Origin of the sequence: Nitratireductor sp. XY-223, assembly GCF_004959855.1 — a bacterium.
GTDB lineage: Bacteria > Pseudomonadota > Alphaproteobacteria > Rhizobiales > Rhizobiaceae > Hoeflea_A.
This window is the reverse complement of sequence record NZ_SPNT01000002.1, coordinates 909,286-926,425: the sequence shown is the minus strand read 5'-3', so window position 1 is coordinate 926,425 and position 17,140 is coordinate 909,286. Positions and strand designations below refer to the sequence as shown.

Below are 17,140 nucleotides of genomic sequence, written 5' to 3'. Positions count from 1 at the left end.
ATTGATCTGCTTTTTACTTGCATTTCAACCGTATCGGTACTTCCCGATCATCTTCGCCGAATATGGTGACTGCTGAAACCAAGTATAGGTTGCGGCGACGGCGGTACGCCCCGGCAGCGACCGTGCCGGGGCGCGGCGATCACGCTTTCTCGATGATGACCTCGGCATAATCGGAAGGCACGAACATGGATCCGTCCGCGGCCTCGTTGTAGCCGTCGATCAACGCCAGAAGATCGTCCGTCAGTGCCTTTTCGCCTTCCACGCCGACGGCGCCGAATGCCTTGTTCATCGGGCCGTAATAGGTGCGGAAGAAAGCGATGAACTGCTGCGGCGAAGCATATCGGAAGTTGAATTGCTTGATCGTCGTCGATATCGACCCGGCGGCGTGCTCGAATGTCTCGCCGATCCAGCGGCGGTCGCCCCACAGCGCCGGCGATTTGGTACCGGGCGGTGGCGGCACATGTTTGCCCATCGTCCGGAACATCGCGCCGATGAAGCCCTCCGAAGTCCAGTTTGCCATGGCGATCTTGCCGCCATTGCGGCAAACGCGGACCATCTCGGAGGCGGCAAGCTTCTGGTTGGGCGTGAACATCACGCCGAACGTCGATACAACACCGTCGAATTCGCCGTCTTTGAACGGCAGGTCCTCGGCGTCGGCGACGCGGAAATCCGCGGTCAGGCATTCCGCATTGGCACGCCGGCGCCCGCCCTCGAGCAGGGCGGCGACATAGTCGGTAGAGGTCACATCGCACCAGCGGCGGGCGAAGGCCAGTGTCGCGTTGCCGTTGCCGGCCGCGACGTCCAGAACCCTGGAACCCGCGGCAAGGTTTGCCGCCTCGGCAAGCTCCTCGCCTGTGATCTGCAGGGTGACGCCGATCTTCTTGTAGTCTCCGGAAGACCAGGCGGCGTTCTGCTTGCTTTTGATCGCCGTAAAGTCGGGCGAATTCGATACCGATGTCATGACGTTCATGTCCGTTCTCCTTTTCGGGGTTTCAATTCAGGCAGCGGAACGCTGCGGCCAGTAGCAGTTGGCAGCCGGCCGTTCGGCGCCCGCAACGTGTTCGAAGATCCTCGGGTTGACCCATTCGGGTTCGAAAACCGGCGCCATGTGGCCGAGCCCGGGAAGCATCGCCAGGCGGGCATGATCGACGGTCTCTGCGATACGCATGGCGACGTGCTGCGCGACGGCGGGTGAGTCCATGCCCATGAGCACCAGCGTCGGACAATGAATCCGCCGCAGGTCGTGAAGTTGCCAGCGCTCGGCCAGGCCGTGGGCGAAATCGCTCAGGATAACCGGCGCCATGGCGGCGAATTTCCGGCGGGTGTTTTCGCCGAAACGGTCGAACGAACCCGAACCGTTCCAGAAGTCTATGAAGGTGCGCATGCCGGCATCCGGCGTGTTATCGGCAACACCCCTGGCCACCGCCGCGCGAACCGTGGCGATGTCCCGGAACCTTGCCCGGTCCTCCGGATCGCCTGTTCTCAGGAAGTGGAATGTGGCGGGCTCGTAGATGGTCAGGCTCTTGACCAGTTCGGGCCGCGTCAGCGCGATCTTCAGGGCCACGCCGGCGCCGTGGGAATGGCCGACGAGGTGCACGGCGGTGCCGTAGCCCGCCATGTGGTCGATGATCGGTTCCGCGACCGGCGCGACGCCGGACGACGAGGCGCACCCCAGGCGGGCCGTGCCGCCATATCCCGGCAGGTTCGGCGCGCTGACATCGAAACGTCCCGCCAGTTGGTCGGCGAGGCTGTTCCACTGCTGACCGGTCGATGCCGAGGAGTGCAGGGCAACGACGGGGGCGTTTTCATGGGTGGCGGTAAAAACATGTGCGGTCATCGGACTGTTCCTGTCGCGTTTTCGTTTGACCGCTATTTGAGCCGCAAAAGTTTCGTTTGATTTTCAGATCAAGCGAGATTGTGTTTCATTTGTTGTCTCGGCGTCCGATTCCGGGAGTTGTTCGCATGGCAAAAAATTCAAGGGCTTACGGCGCCGGGAGCCGCGGACTTTGCCAAACGCTGAAACAATTGAAACATTAGGCCCGTGATCTGAAAATCGACTGAAACACTGGCCGGATAGGAAATTTGCCATGTCCAGGCACGCGACAACCGAAACTGACAGCGCTCTCGAGCAGAGTGCCGCCTTCGTGCGCTTTGATTCCGACGGTCGGCTGCAGGAAGCCAACGGCGAGTTTCTGACGCTGGCGGGCGTCGTGTCGGGTTCGTGCGGGCCGCATGAGGTGCTGAGCGAGTATCTCGAGCGGGTGGCGACGATCAATCAGAATGAAATCGGCGACAGCGCTGACGACAGGAGCCGGATTGTCGAAATGTGGAAAAGACCGGACGGCGTGCCGCTCGAAGCGCGCACCCGTGACGGCAAGTGGCGGCTGCTGTCGGCTTCGCCGGCCGGCGATGGCGGCACGCTCTTTCTCAGCATCGACTTCGGCGCCCGGCGGCGCGGTCAGAGGCTGGCCGAACTTCTGGCGGAGAACATCCCGCTTCCGATGTGGGTCAACCGCATCGATACGGGCGAGGTTCTCTACTCGAACCCCGCGTCGAACCGCCTCTACGAGGTCCCGCCGGACTCCCAGGAAAACCGCTCCATCGCCGAGTTCTTTCCCGACCGCGAGGACAGCATGGAAATGCTGCGGCGGCTGGAGCTCAAGGGCAGGATCGAAAACTACCCGGTCAGGACCAAGTCGGAATCAGGCAAGGAGATCCTGGTCCGCGGTTGCGCCAGCGTATTCGAACATGAGGGGCAGAAACTCGTCGTCAACGCGGTCCAGGACCTGACCGACCGCGCCGAGCTCGACGAGGACACGCTCAAGGCGCGCGATATGCTGCGCGACGCCATCGAGTCCCTTTCCGAAGGCTTCGCGCTTTACGACGAGGACGGCCGCCTCGTCATGTTCAACACGCGTTACCGGGAAATGAACCACGCCGTCGAGGACATCCTGGAGCCAGGCCTCGACTGGGAAATCCTGATGCGCGAGACGGCGCGGCGCGGGGTTTACGCCGAAGCTGTCGGGCATGAGGAAGAGTGGGTTTCCGCCCGCATCGAGAACGGCATCGAGTATATCCAGGACTATGAGCTCACGCACACCGACGGCACGCACTACGCGGTTTCCGTGCATCCGACGAAGCTCGGCGGTTTCGTCGTCACACGCACCGATATCACCGCCCGCAAGCACGCGGAGACCGCGGAGCGCGACGGCGATCTGCTGATCCGCCAGGTGCTCGAGGCAAGTCCGGCGCCGGTTGTCATGGCAAGGGTCGGCGACGGCGAGATCCTCTACCGCAATCCCGCCGCCATCGAACTGTTCGGAAAGCGTAAGGACGCGACGGAACACTACCGCAGCATCGACGACCGCGCCGACTATATCACCACGCTGCTCGCCGACGGCCGCGTCGACGACTACAAGATCACGCTGATCAACGGCGAGGGTAAGGAATTCCCGGCCACGGCCTATGGCCGGATCGCCGACTACAAGGGCGAGGAAGTCGTCGTCACGACGACCATCGACCTGACCGGTCAGAACGAGGCCGAAGCGCTGATCCGCAAGGTCCTCGAGGCCTGCCCGGTGCCCGTCCAGATGACTAATGCCGAGACCGGCAAGCTGCTGTTCAGGAGTCCGGAGACGACGGCGCTCTTCGGGCCGGTCGAGATGGCCAAGGAGTACTATGTCAATCCGCGGGACCGGGTCGAATATCTCGACATCCTGCGCGAGGCCGGCTCGATCTACGAACACAAGTTGAAACTGTTGAACGCGAAGGGCGAACCGTTCTGGGGGTCGATCTCTGCCCGTTTGATCGAATTCAAGGGCGAGCAGGTCGTTGTCTCCAACACCCGCGACCTGACCGACGAGCTGGCGCTCCAAGAGGAGCTGACGAGCCAGCGCGAATTGCTGTTCCAGAACGAGAAGATGTCGGCGCTCGGCGAGTTGCTGGCCGGTGTCGCGCATGAGTTGAACAACCCGCTGTCCATCGTGGTCGGCCATTCGCTGATGCTGCGCGAGGAGGCCCATGAGCCGGAGACCATCAAGCGCATCGAGAAGATCAGCAGCGCCGCCGAACGCTGCGCCAAGATCGTCAAGACTTTCCTGGCCATGGCACGCCAACAGCCGACGAAGATGGAAAACACCGATGTCAACGCGGTGATCACCACCGCCGTCGACGTCGCGGGTTACGGCAAGAAGGATGAAGGCCTGGAGATCGTCTGCGACCTTGCCGGGCGCGTTCCCGAGATCATTGCCGACGCCGATCAGATCACCCAGGTGATCATCAATCTCATCATCAATGCCGAACAGGCAATACTGGCCGCCGGCGAGGGCAACCGGATCACTGTCGCGACCGGCACCGGCAAGGCGGGCGATACGGTCGAGATCACGGTGACCGACAACGGCCCGGGCATCCCGAAGAACATCATCGCGCGCATTTTCGAGCCCTTCTTCACGACCAAGGATGTCGGCGACGGCACCGGCATAGGGCTCGCGTTCTGCCACCGCATCATCCATTCGCACGGCGGCCACATCTGGGCCGATCCCGACTATCGCGGCGGCAGCCGCTTCGTCATCTCGCTTCCGGCCGGCGGCAAGAACGCCGAGGATGAAACTGAATCAATCGAGGATGCGCGCAGCCGATCCGGCGTGCGGGCGCTTGTCGTTGACGACGAGGTCGAGGTCGCCGAACTGATCGCCGAGATCCTCAGGAAGGAAGGCTTCCAGGTCACGCTGGCGCATTCGGGCGACGATGCGGTCAAGCGCCTGAATGAACAGCGTTACGACCTGCTCTTGAGCGACCTCAACATGCCGTCGCTGGACGGTCGCGGCCTCTACGAGACGATCCGCGACAACCATCCGCACATTCTCGACAAAACGGCATTTATCACCGGCGATACGATGGGTGCGGCCTCCCAGCGGCTGTTGCAGGAATCACAGCGCCCGTATCTCGAGAAACCGGTGTCGCCGGCCGAGTTGCGCGAACTTGTTTATGGTATTTTGAACAACGAAAAAGAAGACGGATAAATGGAAAACAACCAGTACCACCTGCTGATCTGCGACGACGAACTCGAAGTCCGCGAAATGGTGCACGAATACCTGTGCAAGCGCGGCTTCCAGGTCTCGAAGGCCTCGAGCAGCGACGAACTGCGGGCGGTGATGGCCAGCGACCGGATCGACCTGATAATCCTCGACATAAACATGCCGCGCGAGGACGGGCTGACGACATTGCGGTCGCTGCGCATCGAGGACCAGACGCCCGTGGTGATGCTGACGGCCGCCGGCGAGGTGGTGGACCGGATCATCGGCCTGGAGATGGGCGCCGACGACTATCTCGGCAAGCCGGTCGATCTGCGCGAGCTGGAGGCGCGCGTCAAGGCAGTGCTGCGACGCAAGTCCGCAGACGGCGCCGGCAAGGAGGAAAAGCCCGGTACGGCACGTTTCGGCGACTATGTGCTCGACATCGAGGCGGCGAAAATGCGCGATGCCGACGGCGAAGAGATTCCGCTCACCGCCATGGAATTCAACCTTTTGAAGGCGTTCGCGGAAAACAAGGGCCGCGTTCTCAACCGCGACCAGATTCTCGAAAAGGCCCACGACCGCAGCTGGGACCCGTTCGACCGGTCCATCGACATCCGCATCTCGCGCCTGCGCCGCAAGATCGAGCGCAACCCCGAAAAACCGTCCGTCATCAAGACCGTCCGCGGCATCGGCTACGTCTACGACCCGGAAGGGTAAGCCGCCACGTCATCGCCAGACCGGGTTGCACCAGGCCCGCTTGCCGTCGCGGTCAACGATCGTCACCCGCAGCCAGGGCGAATCCGTGAACCGGATCAACGACACCTGCGTCCTGGTCATGGCGTCGCCATGCACGGCGACGGCCGCCGAACCCTGCCCCTGGACAATCACCGAGGAGACGGCGCTGCTTTCCACATCCACGGTCTTGTCGCTCCAGGAAATACCGACGAAGTCCGGACCCTGGCTCGAATAGTAGTGGCCGGCCTTGAGCGCTTCCAGAAGGCTCTCGGGGCGGTTTTCCTGCGCCTTGACCATGACCCAGCCGCCGAAATGGTCCGGTTCGGTGAAATGGGCATCGTCGGTTGCGCAAAGGTCGAGCCTGCGGCCCTCCGAAAGGAGCAGTTCGAGCGTATGAAAGCCGTCGGCCCGGTCGGCGCCGACTCCGCAGCCGTGATTGTAGACCTCAACCGCATGCGCCGCATCGATGGTCCGCGCATCCTCCATGGTCAGCGCCGACCATTGCGGATGGGCGATCGCCACATAGGCGCCAGCCTCGCGCGCCCTGCGGGCGATCTCGGCGCCGCTTTCCTGGTCCTCGACCGGCTTGAAATGCGGCGCGTTCGGCACTTCGAAATCCAGTGGCAGCCCGACGGCAAGGATGTGCCACAGCTCGCCGTTGGCCATGGCGCCCGAATGGAGTTCCGCGCCCAGGATAGTGGTGAACTGATTGTCACGGTAGGGTCTCGTGTCGGTAATCGGATAGCCGTAGGTTCCGACAAAATGGTCGGTCAGCGCCAGGAAATCATAGCCTTCCGTCTTGTATCGGCGGCACACCTCCTCGGCCTCGAGGGCACCGTCGGAACGGTTGCTGTGGGTGTGCAGGTTGCCCCGAAAGAACCGGCCGGGGGCTTGGAACATGCTGTCTGTCATGGACGCCTCGCATGGATTTTATCCTCCATGCCCGCGATTTGTGAAAAATACATGACAGTCAGTACGCCGGCTTTCGGCCTGCGACAAGCGGCGTGCCGAACCCGCAGCGCAACCGCCAATTCAGCAAGATTTGCGGATTGCCTTTGGGGCATGGTGACGCCGGAATGAATCGGGAGTGACCGGTGTCGACCGACTACGACAAGCGCATCATGCGCGTCTTGAAATATATTCATGACAATCCCGCCGGCGACCTGTCGCTGGACGCGCTTGCGGATGTGGCGGCCATGTCCAGGTTTCACTGGCACCGGGTGTTCCACGCCATGACCGGCGAGACCTGCGCCCAGGCCGTTCGCCGTCTTCGGCTCTACAGGGCCGCCTTGTGGCTCATCGGCAAGGACTGGCCGGTCGCCGCCATTGCGGCGAAAGTAGGCTATCCCAATGTGAACAGCTTCTCGCGCGCCTTCCAGGATCAATATGGCGTTTCTCCCCGATCGTTCCGCATGGAGGGCTTTCCGGCCCCTACCGTCAACGCACTTTCGAAAGGAGACAGCAAAATGTTCGATGTTGAAATCAGGAAAACCGAAATCCAGCGCCTCGCCGCACTGCACCATCAGGGCCCCTACGCGGGGATCGGCCCGTGCTTCCGGAAATTGTGGACCTTCGCACCGGAGCTTGGATCGAACATACGCGGCATTGCCGCCGTCCACTACGATGATCCGAATGTGGTTGCGGAAGCCGATCTGAAAAGTTGTGCGGGCTTCATCGTGTCAGACGACACAATGCTGCCGAAGGGCCTTGACGACGTGATCCTTGACGGCGGCGACTGCGCGGTCCTGACCTATAAGGGCCCCTATGGGGACATCCGGGTCGCCTACGATCATCTGTTCGGCCACTGGCTACCGGGCTCGGGCCGAGAGCCGGCGGACGCTCCCTGCTACGAGGTTTATCTCAACGATCCGGCCGACACCAAGCCTGAGGACCTTTTGACCGAGATCCGTCTGCCGCTTGCCGCCTGAGCGCGGTATTCAGGTCCCGATCGCCTCGATGTCGGCCAGCAGTCCAGGATCGACAGGAATGCCGTTGGCAATGAGTTCGGCACGCAGCGCCTGCCGCCGGCGGCCCGGCAGCCGGGCGCCCTCGGTCTCCGCGATCATTCCGGCCATGATCCCGAATCGCGCCCGCGCGTCCTTGCCGAAAAGACCCGGGTCCATGGCTATGAGCGTCTGCCCCGCGCCCGGCGGTCCGCCCTCGGCATTCAGGAACGAGGTCTGCTCATAGCTGTAATTGGCGCCGGTCAGACCGGCACACAGCAGTTCGACCATCAACGCCAGGACCGTCCCCTTGGCATCGCCCAGCGGCGCCATCGTTCCGGCGAGCGCCGCCGTCGCGTCGGTCGTCGGCGCGCCGTCGGCATCGAACGCCCATCCTTCGGGGATGGGATCGCCGCTCTGGTTGGCCGCCATGATCTTGCCGCGTGCCACACGCGACAGGGAAATATCGACGGTGATCGGATCGCCGTCGGCGAGCGGTGCCGAGAACGCGATCGGGTTCGTTCCGTAAAGGGCGCGCTTACCGCCCCAGGGCGCCATCGCCGCCGGCGTGTTGGCAAAGAGCATGGCAACAAGCCCGCGCTCGGCCAGCTTTTCCACGATGACGCCGGCAACGCCGCAATGGTGCGAGCGGGTGATTCCGGCCACGGCAATGCCCTGCACCGGACAGGTTTCCGCCAGCCAGTCGTCTGCAAGCGCAATGGCGGGATAGGCGAAACCGTTCGCGGCATCGACAAGCGCGGCGCCGGGCCTGTGCTGTTCGAGGCTCGGATCGGCGTGGCCGTCGACCTTGCCGGCGGCTGCCTGTGCCGCGTAGGTCGGAACCCGGCGCAGTCCGTGGCCCCTTTGCCCGGCAAGTTCCGCCGCAAGCAGCGCATCGGCGACGCGCGCGGCATTCCTCTGTGATGTGTTGCTCCGCTTCAGCGCGCCGCTGATCAGCGTGTGCACCGCATCGGTGCTGAGCCGTTCGCCCGTCTGCGCCATCAGGACCCCGCCCCTGCGAGATGGTTGAGGACGTTCTGCGCGGTCAACGCGCTGACGCGGATGTTCGATTCCTTGGTCACGCCTGCGATATGCGGCGTCAGGACGATGTTTTTCAGGCCGCTGAATTTCATCGCGGCCTCCGCGGTCAGCGGCTCGGTATCGAAGACGTCCAGCGCCGCGCCGCCGATCCGGCCGTGGGCCAGCGCCGAGGCCAGCGCCTCCTCGTCGATCACGCCGCCGCGCGCGGCATTGATGATGATCGCATCCGCTTTCATCTTGTTGAGCGCGTCCGCATCGATCATGTGCCGTGTCGCATCGTTGAGCGGCGTGTGCAGGCTGATGACGTCGGCCAGTTCCAGAAGACCGTCCAGCGACACGTTGCGGGCGATCTGCCAGCCCGGATCGTCGGCCATCAGGTGCGGATCGTGCGCCACGATGTCCATGCCGAGCACGCCGGCGCGCACCGCCACCTCGCGGGCGATCGCGCCGAATCCGACCAGTCCCAATGTGTGGCCCGCGAGCTCGCGGCCCATCAGATCCTGGCGCGGCCAGTCGCCGCGAAGCATTGCCTCGGTTGACTGATAGGCACCGCGCAAAAGCAGCATGGCGTTGGCGATGACATATTCGGCAACGCTCGCATTGTTAGCACCCGTCGCCGGATAGACGGCGACACCGCGTTCCTTGCAGGCATCCAGGTCGATATTGTCGAGGCCGACTCCCAGCCGCCCGACGCATTTGAGACCCGGCGCCGCGTCGAGCAGCCCGGCATTCACCTGCGTGCGGTTGCGCACGATGAGAGCGGCGGCATCCGCGGCGAGCGCAACGATCTCCTCCCGGCGGTCCGCAAGCCCCTGGTCGTAATGGGTTTCGTGACGCTGCGCCAGCGCAGCCACAGCCGCGTCATCCATGAATTCGGTGATAACGATTTTGGCCATCGGGTTTTCCAGCAAGTCGACACCGGCGCGGCGCGACTGTCTCACGGATCAGGCGCTTCGGTAAAGCTTGGTCATCACGAATTCGCGGTGGCCCAGCGCCTCGGCAGCCGTGTTGCGCCCGTTGGCCGTGCGCGCGATCATGTCGATCAGCGCATCGCCGGCCTGGTCGATGGTCATGTCGCGCCGCAGGACACCCGTCACGTCGACATCGATGTGCTCGCTCATCGTACGCAAGGTCCGCGGATTGCCGGAGATCTTGATAACCGGCACGATCGGGTTGCCGACGACATTGCCCTGCCCCGTCGGGAAGGTATGGATGACATAACCGGCGGCCGCCATCAGCGTCACGCATTCGGCAGCGGCGGACGATGTGTCCATGAAGTAGAGCCCGTTGCCCATCTGCGGCTTTTCCGCAGGCCCGAGCGCGTCGATATAGCGTGACGTGCGGCCGATCTTCTCGAGGTTTCCGAGCGCCTTTTCCTCGATCGTCGTCAGCCCGCCGAGGATATTGCCCTTGGTCGGCTGGCTGTCGGAAAGGTCCGACGTCTTGTGCGCCTCGATCACGTCGTCCTGGTACGCCTGCCAGATCCGCATGAACTTCTCGCCGGCCTCCGGATTGGCGGCACGCTCGGCGCAAAGATGCTCGGCGCCGGTGATTTCCGAGGTCTCGCCGAAGCAGCCGTAGATCCCTTCCGGCAACAGCTTGTCGTACATGTTGCCGACCGTCGGGCATGAGGACAGGCCCGTGGTGGTGTCGCTCTCGCCGCATTTGGTCGAGATCCACAATTCGGAGATGTCGCATGCCTCGCGCTGCAGCTCGGTCGCCCAGTGCACATAGTCCTTGGCAATGCGCGAGGCCGCCGCAACGGTTGCGATATCGCCGTTCTGCTCGATGGAAAGGCCGGTCACCGGCTTTCCGGTCTCGGCGATGCCGTCGACAACAACCTTCGTCCATTCCGGCTCGATGCCGATAACGACGACCGCCGCCACATTGGGATTGGCCCCGGTGCCGATCATCGTGCGGAAATGCAGGTCGAGATCCTCGCCGAACTGCAGCCGGCCGTAGGAATGCGGCAGCGCCATCGTACCCTTGATGTTGTTCGCAACCGCCTCGCAGGCCGCGTTCGAGATATCGTCGAGCGGCAGGATGACAACGTGATTGCGCACACCGACCCGGCCGTTTTCACGCCGGTACGCCATGATCGTTCGCGACATGTTCAGCCTCCTACCAGCGCTTGGTTTTCAGGTTGTGGGTGTGGACATGGCCGCCTTTCTTGACGGCCGCGACGACCTTGCCGATGTCTTCGCCATATTTGATGATCGTGTCGCCGACGGAAAAATCCTGGAGCGCCACCTTGTGGCCGATGGGAACGTCATCGTTGCATGTCAGTTCAAAATCCGAATCGTCCTCGGTCACGACACAGGTCATGTTCGTGCCGGCGGTCAGATTTTCCACAACGACAACACCGACATTGTCCTTGCGGTCGTGCACCAGCAGTTGCGGGATACTCACGCTTGCCTCCAAAATAGCCAGAAATCTCGGCGCTCTCGCGCCAAGTCTTATATATTATATAAGATACAACATGCTGGCGTTGTCAACCGGATCGGGCTAAACAAAGACACGCAAATCAAGGGGCCGCCATTGCAGGATACCGACACGAATATCGGCTTCAAGCCGCTCTACGCACAGGTCAAGGACCAGCTCATCCGCCGCCTTGTGGACGGCACATGGCAACCGGGCACGAACATCCCGAGCGAACAGGACCTCGCCCGCGAATTGAAAGTGAGCCAGGGCACTGTCCGCAAGGCGCTCGACGCGATGACGGCCGAGAGCCTGCTCGTGCGCCAGCAGGGCCGCGGCACCTTCGTCGCGGAGCCGGAGGACGCGCGCATCCTGTTCCAGTTTTTCCGGCTGACGTCGGACGACAAGCGCGATGAAGACAGCTTTCCCGATTCGCGCCTTTTGTGTTCGTCGCAGGAACCGGCCAGCCGCGAGGAAGCCGAGGCGCTGGCGATCGCTCCGAACGATCCGGTCTGGCGCATCGAGCGGGTGCGCCTGATGGCCGGCAGTTCGGTGATCGCCGAGACGATCACCATTCCCTCGGCCATCTACCCCGGATTTGGACAATTGTCGGAGATTCCGAACAACATCTACCGGCTGTACTCCACCCGCTGGGGGATCACCATCGCCAAGGCCGATGAGAAACTCAAGGCGATCCTGTGCGACGAGCGCGATTCGGCCGCGCTCGGCTGCGGGGTCGGCGAACCGCTGCTGCTGATCACCCGCATAGCCCGCGACCTCGAGGGCAAGGCGGTGGAGTTGCGCACATCGCGCTGCCTGACCGGCGCCATGCACTATACCGTCAGCCTGCCGTGACAATTTTCTAGAGCGTCACCGGCATTCCCGTTTTCGCGGATTCTTCCGCCGCCGCGCCGATCTCGACCGCCCGCGCGCCGTCATCCATCGAAACTTCCGGCAAACCGCCTTCACGGACGATCCGTGCGAATCTCTCGTGCTGGTAGAAGGTGGAACCATGGTGGTCGCCGGCGGACAGGATCGCCTCGTCCGTCACGATGTCCTCGCTGACGGGCGCCTTCGTGTCGCGCGGTGAGATCACCAGCCTGGCGTGGCGTTCGCGCCCGTCAGTGGAGAAACGGGCCGGTCCCGGAACATGGGCGTCGATGCGCGCCTTGTCTCCGGTCACGCTGACAGTTTCCTGCCAGTAGGCGCCCTCCGCGAACATGCACAGATCCAGCATTGCGCGCATGCCGTTTTCGAAATCGACGATCACGAATGCATTGTCGAGAATGTCAGCCTTGCGGCCGCCGAAGGTCTCGTCGCGGAAATTGACGTCCATGCCACCGGACGCATAGACCCGGACGGCCTCGGAGCCGGAGACGAGTCGCATCAGGTCGAAGAAGTGGCAGCATTTTTCGATCATCGTGCCGCCGGTCTGGTCCTGGAAGCGGTTCCAGTCACCGACCTTGCTCAGGAACGGAAACCGGTGTTCGCGAATGGCGATCATTCTCGGAACCCCGGCCGATCCCTTGCGCACTTCGTCGAGCAGCCGGGCGATCGGCGGCATGTAGCGGTATTCCATCGCCACCCAAACCGGTGCGCGCCGCCCGTTCGCGGTCGCCATGATTTCACGGCATTGCGGCCCGTCGAGGCCGAGCGGCTTTTCGACAAGCAGCGGAACATCCACCTTCAGGACATCGTCGAGGATCGGCCGATGCAAATGGTTGGGCGCGGCGACGACCAGCGCGTCGAAGCCGCCCGCCGCGAGCAGCGCGCCGTGATGATCGAACGCCGCGCAGCCGGGTCCGGCCAGTTCCGCCGCCCGCCGGCGCATCTCGCTGTTCGGATCGGCGACGGCGCTGACCTGCGTACCGTCGATGAGGGCGAGGTTCCTGATATGCTCCTGCCCCATCATGCCCGAGCCGATTATTGCGTAGCGTATAGTGCTCATCTGTTCGTTGCTCTCAAAGTCGGATGACGGGCAGATCGAGTGCCGAGGCCACATCAAGAAGTGTTTCGCCGTGGTCGCCATAGGCCAGCGCCATGTGGTGCTCGAGGCCTGCGTCCATGATATCCGGAAGGACTTCCTTAACCGGCCGGTCGAAACGAACGACACCCGATGTCCCGGTAAAGGCCATCGGCTGATCGAGCACCTCGCCGGCGGCGACAATCATCGCCTGGCCACCGCGTGCCTGGCTCAGTCGCATGAAAGTGACGCGCCCGGGTTTCAGCTTGAACTGGTAGAGCAGCGGCATCTTGCGGTTGGTGTGGATCGTCGCCTCCGGCCTTTTCGCGGGATCCGCCATCGACACCGGTGCCTGGCCGCAGTGCCAGACAACGCCGGTGTCGCCGATCGGGTCCATATCGACGAGATCCACCAGGAAAACAGGTGCGTCGGCCACCGTCTGAAGCAGCATTTGCGTGACCGCGCCGTAGACATCCGCCTCGCAGGCGCAGGGAACGCGCACCTCGCCCATCATCGAAACCGGCCCGCACACAGCGCCGCCATACTCGGTGAAGGTTTCGGGCCAGCAGCGGATCGCGAAGGCATCGTATTTGCCCCGGCCCCGGAGCACCTCGATCGCCGCCTTCAGGCGCAGCGACCGGTCGAGCTCCTGTTGATCGACATCGTCGAGACCCTCAAGGTCCGATTCCGCCGCTTCGCGAATACCGGCAAGTTCCGCATCCGGCACCTTTTTCGCGGCATCGAACAGGTCCTGCAGCGTCAGTTCGTCGACCTCGATGCCGAGATTGCGCAGCCGATCGGCATCGTAACGGCAGGTATCGAAACCATCCGGATGGGCACCAATGCGGCCGATGCGCTTGCCGCCGAGTCCGGCCGCGATCTGCCGCCCGGCCTCGCTGCCGCCACTGGGCGGGGTTTCGGGAAGGGGCTTCGTCTGCCGCGTGCCGTCAAACAGTGTTTCAAGTTCCGAGCCGATATGTTCGCTGTCCGGATTCGCATAAATCCAGGAGAACGCCCGCTGCGCGCGTCCGAGCGCATGGGATGCGAGATTGAGGCCGCAAAACGCGTTGAGCCGCAGGCGTCCGCCAAGCCGCGGTTCGGGCACCGCCCAGATGGCGATCGGCGTGTCGAAGACCCCGGCGATACGCATCGTTGCGACCGCGTCGGTGAAGGTGACCTGCAGGATCAGGACGGCATCCGGCGCGGCCGCCGCCATGCTGTCGATCGCCGCCTCCGTCTCGTTGCTGTCCATCAGCAGTTTGCGCGGGCCAATCAGTGACTTGCCCGTTGCGGCAAGAGCGTTCAACATGGCGGCGAGTTTCTCTTCGGCAAAGGCGACATCGAATGTCGGCCGACCGAGCGGCAGCACACCTATTGTCTGTACCTCTTTCATTTGCCGATTAAACTCCTAGTATATTCGGTATCGGAGCCGCTGTATGAAACGACGTCCCTCTGCCTTTGCCGCCCTTGTAGTTGTTCTGTTCTCATTTGTTGCGTCCAAGGCGGGTTCAACGGAGGCGGCTTGGGCAAGACTTGCCACCGGCGGCTACACGATCCTCTTGACCCACGCGCTGGCTCCGGGTGTCGGCGACCCGCCGTTTTTCGAGCTTGACGACTGCACCACGCAGCGCAACCTTTCCGACCGAGGGCGCCAGCAGGCGCGCAGGCGCGGCGTCCGCTTTGCCGCTCGCGCGGTGTCGATATCGCGGATCTATTCCAGCCAGTGGTGCCGCACGCTGGAAACCGCCGCCAACGCCTTTCGCGATGTCGAGGCCGAGCCCATTGAAGCGCTCGACCTGGTCGAGGACGACCCGGACCTGCTTGCGCGCAGGAACGACGAGGTCATCGAGATCATCCGCCAGTTTCGCGGACCCGGAAACCAGGTCATGGTCACCCATCCCGAAAATGTCGAGGCGCTGACGGGCATCGCACCGCGGCAGGGAGAAGCGGTCATTGTCGCGCCGGCGCGCAACAGCGGGTCCGAAGGACCGGCGCTGGATGTGGTCGCCCGCCTGCTGCTGGACTAGTTCCGGAGACCATCCCGTCATCGGGCGATATCCCCGTAGGCGTGCCGGAAACCGGCGTCATTCGGGGCGAACCGCGCGCCGCCCTCACCAAAGGCCGGATGCGCGTGCCACGGCGCCGCCTCGCTGTCCGTCAGGGCATTCAAATCTTTCATATAGTCGACTGACTCACCAGTGAGGCCGTCGCGTATAAGATCCCAGTCGGGAAACTCGGAAAACGCGTCGAGCCAGATCGCCCGCCCGGCAAGATAGCCGGATGCACCGGCCCGGTAGGCATGGCTCAGGATGTTTCGGAACTGCGGCTTGCCGGCGCCCGCCGACAGCATCACCCACGGCCGGCCGGCCAATCGTCCCATGTCGTCATAGACGGACTGCACCGCCTCCCAGCCATCATTGCCGACGCCGGGGACATCGCCAGCATTGACGGGGCTTTCCAGCTTGAAGACATCGACGCCGTAGTCCGGCTTGGCGAACTCCGCCACCGAGGCCAGGACGTCGTCGGCCTTCTTGCCCTGCATTTCGACATAGTCCTTCGTCTGGTGGGCATCGCTCGACAGCGGATAGACCAGCAGTTCGAACAGGAACGGGATGTCGAAACGGGCGCAGGCCTCGCCGATCCGCTTGACGAAATCCTGCTGATGCCCGTTGACGGACGCCGACGCGTCCGGCCGGTACCAGGCCAGCACCTTGACCGCGTCGCCCCCCATGCGCTTGATCTTGCCCACCGACCAGTCGTCGATGTCGGACGACAGCCGGCCGTCCGGAGTCTCCTGGAACAGGGAGTCCTCGAGGGTGACGATCAGCCCTTTGGTCGGGGACAGGTATTCAATGCCGCGCGGAACGGCGTAGTGGGGATCGAGCAGCATCGCCGAGGACTGGCCCTGCAGCGTCTCTATCAACAGTGCCTTGAAGCGCGCGACATCGTCATAGGGGGCTTCGTCGCCGCCGTAGTGCGCGGCGATCGGGTTCTTGATCGGCGGGCGCTGGTCGACCGCCGTCATCTTGAAGCGCCCGGCATCGTCCGCCATGCGCCGCAGGCCCCAGAGCTTTCCCGCCGTCAGTTGCATAAGCTGTTCTCCATGAGGAATGAGTTCACCTCTTCAGCGCCGGGCGTTCCCGAACGGCCGCCGAAACGGGTGCATTTCAGCGCCGCGGCGGCACCGGCATAACGCATGGCCTCCTCCTCGCCGGCGCCTTCGGCAAGTTTCAGGGTGAAGGCGCCGTGCCAGACATCGCCGGCCCCGAGCGTGTCGACCACGTCGACCGCGAAAGCCGGCATGTGCCGCAGCGCCCCGTCCTCGAGCCAGTGCACCCCGCCTTCGCCGACGGTCACGCAGACAAAGGCCCCGGTTTCGCCGGCCGCCCGTTTCAGTCCGTCTTCCAGGTCGTCGCTGCCGGCATAGTGGCTGAGCCCGGGCTGCGAGAAGGCAACGTGGCTCGCCAGCTTGAGCGCCGCGTCGGAATCGCCGAGCGGCGCTTCGCCGTCCATGACGCCGGGCACCCCGCGCTGGCGCGCGGTCCGCATCATGACGCAGGCGCCCTCGGGCCAGCGCGTGTCGGCGAGCGCCGCCTCAAAAGGCGGCAGCTCCAGTTGTTCCACCCAGGGATCGCCGGCATCGATACCGTTGTCGCGATAGCCGATGATGCAGCGCTCCCCGGTCTGATCGACCAGCACCGAGGCATAGGACGAGCGCCGGCCGGCAAACCGCTTGACCAGCGAATGGTCGACCCCTTCCTCGTCGAGGCCGGACAGGATCATGTCGCCGATCATGTCGTCCCCGAGCCGCGCCGACAGGACGGCCTTGCCGCCGAGCCGGGCAATCGCGACGGCCGCATTGGCCGCACATCCGCCGCCGACAATGGCGGCTTCCCGCGCCCGGTGCTTCTCCGTCCAGGACGGTGGTTCATCGAGGTGGAAAATAAAATCGATCACGGCTGAACCGGCTACGAGAACGGTTTTCATGGCGGCGAGGCTGGCCTCCTTTGGGCTGCAATCTATCA

At 63.6% G+C, this 17,140-nt stretch carries 16 protein-coding genes; 5 read left to right on the top strand and 11 right to left on the bottom strand.

Annotation, left to right across the window (positions count from 1 at the left end):
- Nucleotides 1-139: 139 nt before the first annotated feature.
- Nucleotides 140-961 carry a class I SAM-dependent methyltransferase gene (locus tag E4M07_RS10940; RefSeq protein ID WP_206057231.1) on the bottom strand — a complete coding sequence of 274 codons (822 nt, stop codon included), beginning with the start codon at nucleotides 959-961 and terminating at the stop codon, nucleotides 140-142.
- A 36-nt stretch (nucleotides 962-997) separates the two neighbouring features.
- Complete coding sequence (locus E4M07_RS10935; RefSeq protein ID WP_136658322.1) at nucleotides 998-1,837, bottom strand: alpha/beta hydrolase; 840 nt, start codon at nucleotides 1,835-1,837, stop codon at nucleotides 998-1,000.
- 250 nt (nucleotides 1,838-2,087) lie between these two features.
- Between E4M07_RS10935 and E4M07_RS10930 the strand changes: the two genes are divergently transcribed.
- Nucleotides 2,088-5,021: a PAS-domain containing protein gene (locus tag E4M07_RS10930; protein WP_136658321.1), complete on the top strand. Its 2,934-nt coding sequence runs from the start codon at nucleotides 2,088-2,090 to the stop codon at nucleotides 5,019-5,021.
- Entirely contained in the window at nucleotides 5,022-5,732 is a 711-nt protein-coding gene (locus tag E4M07_RS10925; protein WP_136658320.1) for a response regulator, read from the top strand.
- Between the two features lie 9 nt (nucleotides 5,733-5,741).
- On the opposite strand, the gene E4M07_RS10920 is transcribed toward E4M07_RS10925, so the two are convergent.
- Nucleotides 5,742-6,662 (bottom strand): CehA/McbA family metallohydrolase, encoded by a 921-nt coding sequence (locus E4M07_RS10920; protein WP_136658319.1) that lies wholly within the window; start codon nucleotides 6,660-6,662, stop codon nucleotides 5,742-5,744.
- A 182-nt stretch (nucleotides 6,663-6,844) separates the two neighbouring features.
- Between E4M07_RS10920 and E4M07_RS10915 the strand changes: the two genes are divergently transcribed.
- Nucleotides 6,845-7,678: an AraC family transcriptional regulator gene (locus E4M07_RS10915; RefSeq protein WP_136658318.1), complete on the top strand. Its 834-nt coding sequence runs from the start codon at nucleotides 6,845-6,847 to the stop codon at nucleotides 7,676-7,678.
- 9 nt (nucleotides 7,679-7,687) lie between these two features.
- On the opposite strand, the gene E4M07_RS10910 is transcribed toward E4M07_RS10915, so the two are convergent.
- The 4 genes from E4M07_RS10910 to E4M07_RS10895 are packed head-to-tail and all read right to left on the bottom strand — an operon-like array spanning nucleotide 7,688 to nucleotide 11,143.
- Nucleotides 7,688-8,695 carry an Ldh family oxidoreductase gene (locus E4M07_RS10910; protein WP_136658317.1) on the bottom strand — a complete coding sequence of 336 codons (1,008 nt, stop codon included), beginning with the start codon at nucleotides 8,693-8,695 and terminating at the stop codon, nucleotides 7,688-7,690.
- The gene (locus E4M07_RS10905) at nucleotides 8,695-9,630 is read right to left on the bottom strand and encodes a hydroxyacid dehydrogenase (protein WP_136658316.1); all 936 of its coding nucleotides are present in this window, start codon (nucleotides 9,628-9,630) and stop codon (nucleotides 8,695-8,697) included. The genes E4M07_RS10910 and E4M07_RS10905 overlap by 1 nt, the downstream gene beginning before the upstream one ends.
- A 48-nt stretch (nucleotides 9,631-9,678) precedes the next feature.
- Nucleotides 9,679-10,845: a UxaA family hydrolase gene (locus E4M07_RS10900; protein WP_136658315.1), complete on the bottom strand. Its 1,167-nt coding sequence runs from the start codon at nucleotides 10,843-10,845 to the stop codon at nucleotides 9,679-9,681.
- Between the two features lie 10 nt (nucleotides 10,846-10,855).
- Nucleotides 10,856-11,143 carry a UxaA family hydrolase gene (locus tag E4M07_RS10895; protein ID WP_136658314.1) on the bottom strand — a complete coding sequence of 96 codons (288 nt, stop codon included), beginning with the start codon at nucleotides 11,141-11,143 and terminating at the stop codon, nucleotides 10,856-10,858.
- A gap of 129 nt (nucleotides 11,144-11,272) precedes the next feature.
- On the opposite strand from E4M07_RS10895, the gene E4M07_RS10890 reads away from it, so the two are divergent.
- The gene (locus tag E4M07_RS10890) at nucleotides 11,273-12,007 is read left to right on the top strand and encodes a GntR family transcriptional regulator (RefSeq protein ID WP_246660413.1); all 735 of its coding nucleotides are present in this window, start codon (nucleotides 11,273-11,275) and stop codon (nucleotides 12,005-12,007) included.
- Nucleotides 12,008-12,014: 7 nt separating this feature from the next.
- Here E4M07_RS10890 and E4M07_RS10885 read toward each other — a convergent pair whose 3' ends face one another.
- Both E4M07_RS10885 and E4M07_RS10880 read right to left on the bottom strand, forming a co-directional pair.
- A complete protein-coding gene (locus E4M07_RS10885; protein ID WP_136658313.1) occupies nucleotides 12,015-13,100 on the bottom strand; it encodes a Gfo/Idh/MocA family oxidoreductase in 1,086 nt (361 codons plus the stop codon).
- 13 nt (nucleotides 13,101-13,113) lie between these two features.
- Entirely contained in the window at nucleotides 13,114-14,508 is a 1,395-nt protein-coding gene (locus tag E4M07_RS10880; RefSeq protein WP_136658312.1) for a hypothetical protein, read from the bottom strand.
- A gap of 43 nt (nucleotides 14,509-14,551) precedes the next feature.
- Here E4M07_RS10880 and E4M07_RS10875 point away from each other — a divergent pair, with 43 nt between their 5' ends.
- Entirely contained in the window at nucleotides 14,552-15,142 is a 591-nt protein-coding gene (locus E4M07_RS10875; protein ID WP_136658311.1) for a histidine phosphatase family protein, read from the top strand.
- A gap of 17 nt (nucleotides 15,143-15,159) precedes the next feature.
- Here the strand turns inward: E4M07_RS10875 and E4M07_RS10870 are convergent, their stop codons facing one another.
- Nucleotides 15,160-16,206, bottom strand: coding sequence for a tagatose 1,6-diphosphate aldolase (locus E4M07_RS10870; protein WP_136658310.1), 1,047 nt, complete (start codon nucleotides 16,204-16,206; stop codon nucleotides 15,160-15,162).
- Nucleotides 16,197-17,102 carry a PfkB family carbohydrate kinase gene (locus tag E4M07_RS10865; RefSeq protein WP_136658309.1) on the bottom strand — a complete coding sequence of 302 codons (906 nt, stop codon included), beginning with the start codon at nucleotides 17,100-17,102 and terminating at the stop codon, nucleotides 16,197-16,199. Before E4M07_RS10865 ends, E4M07_RS10870 begins: the two co-directional genes overlap by 10 nt.
- Between the last annotated feature and the right edge of the window lie 38 nt (nucleotides 17,103-17,140).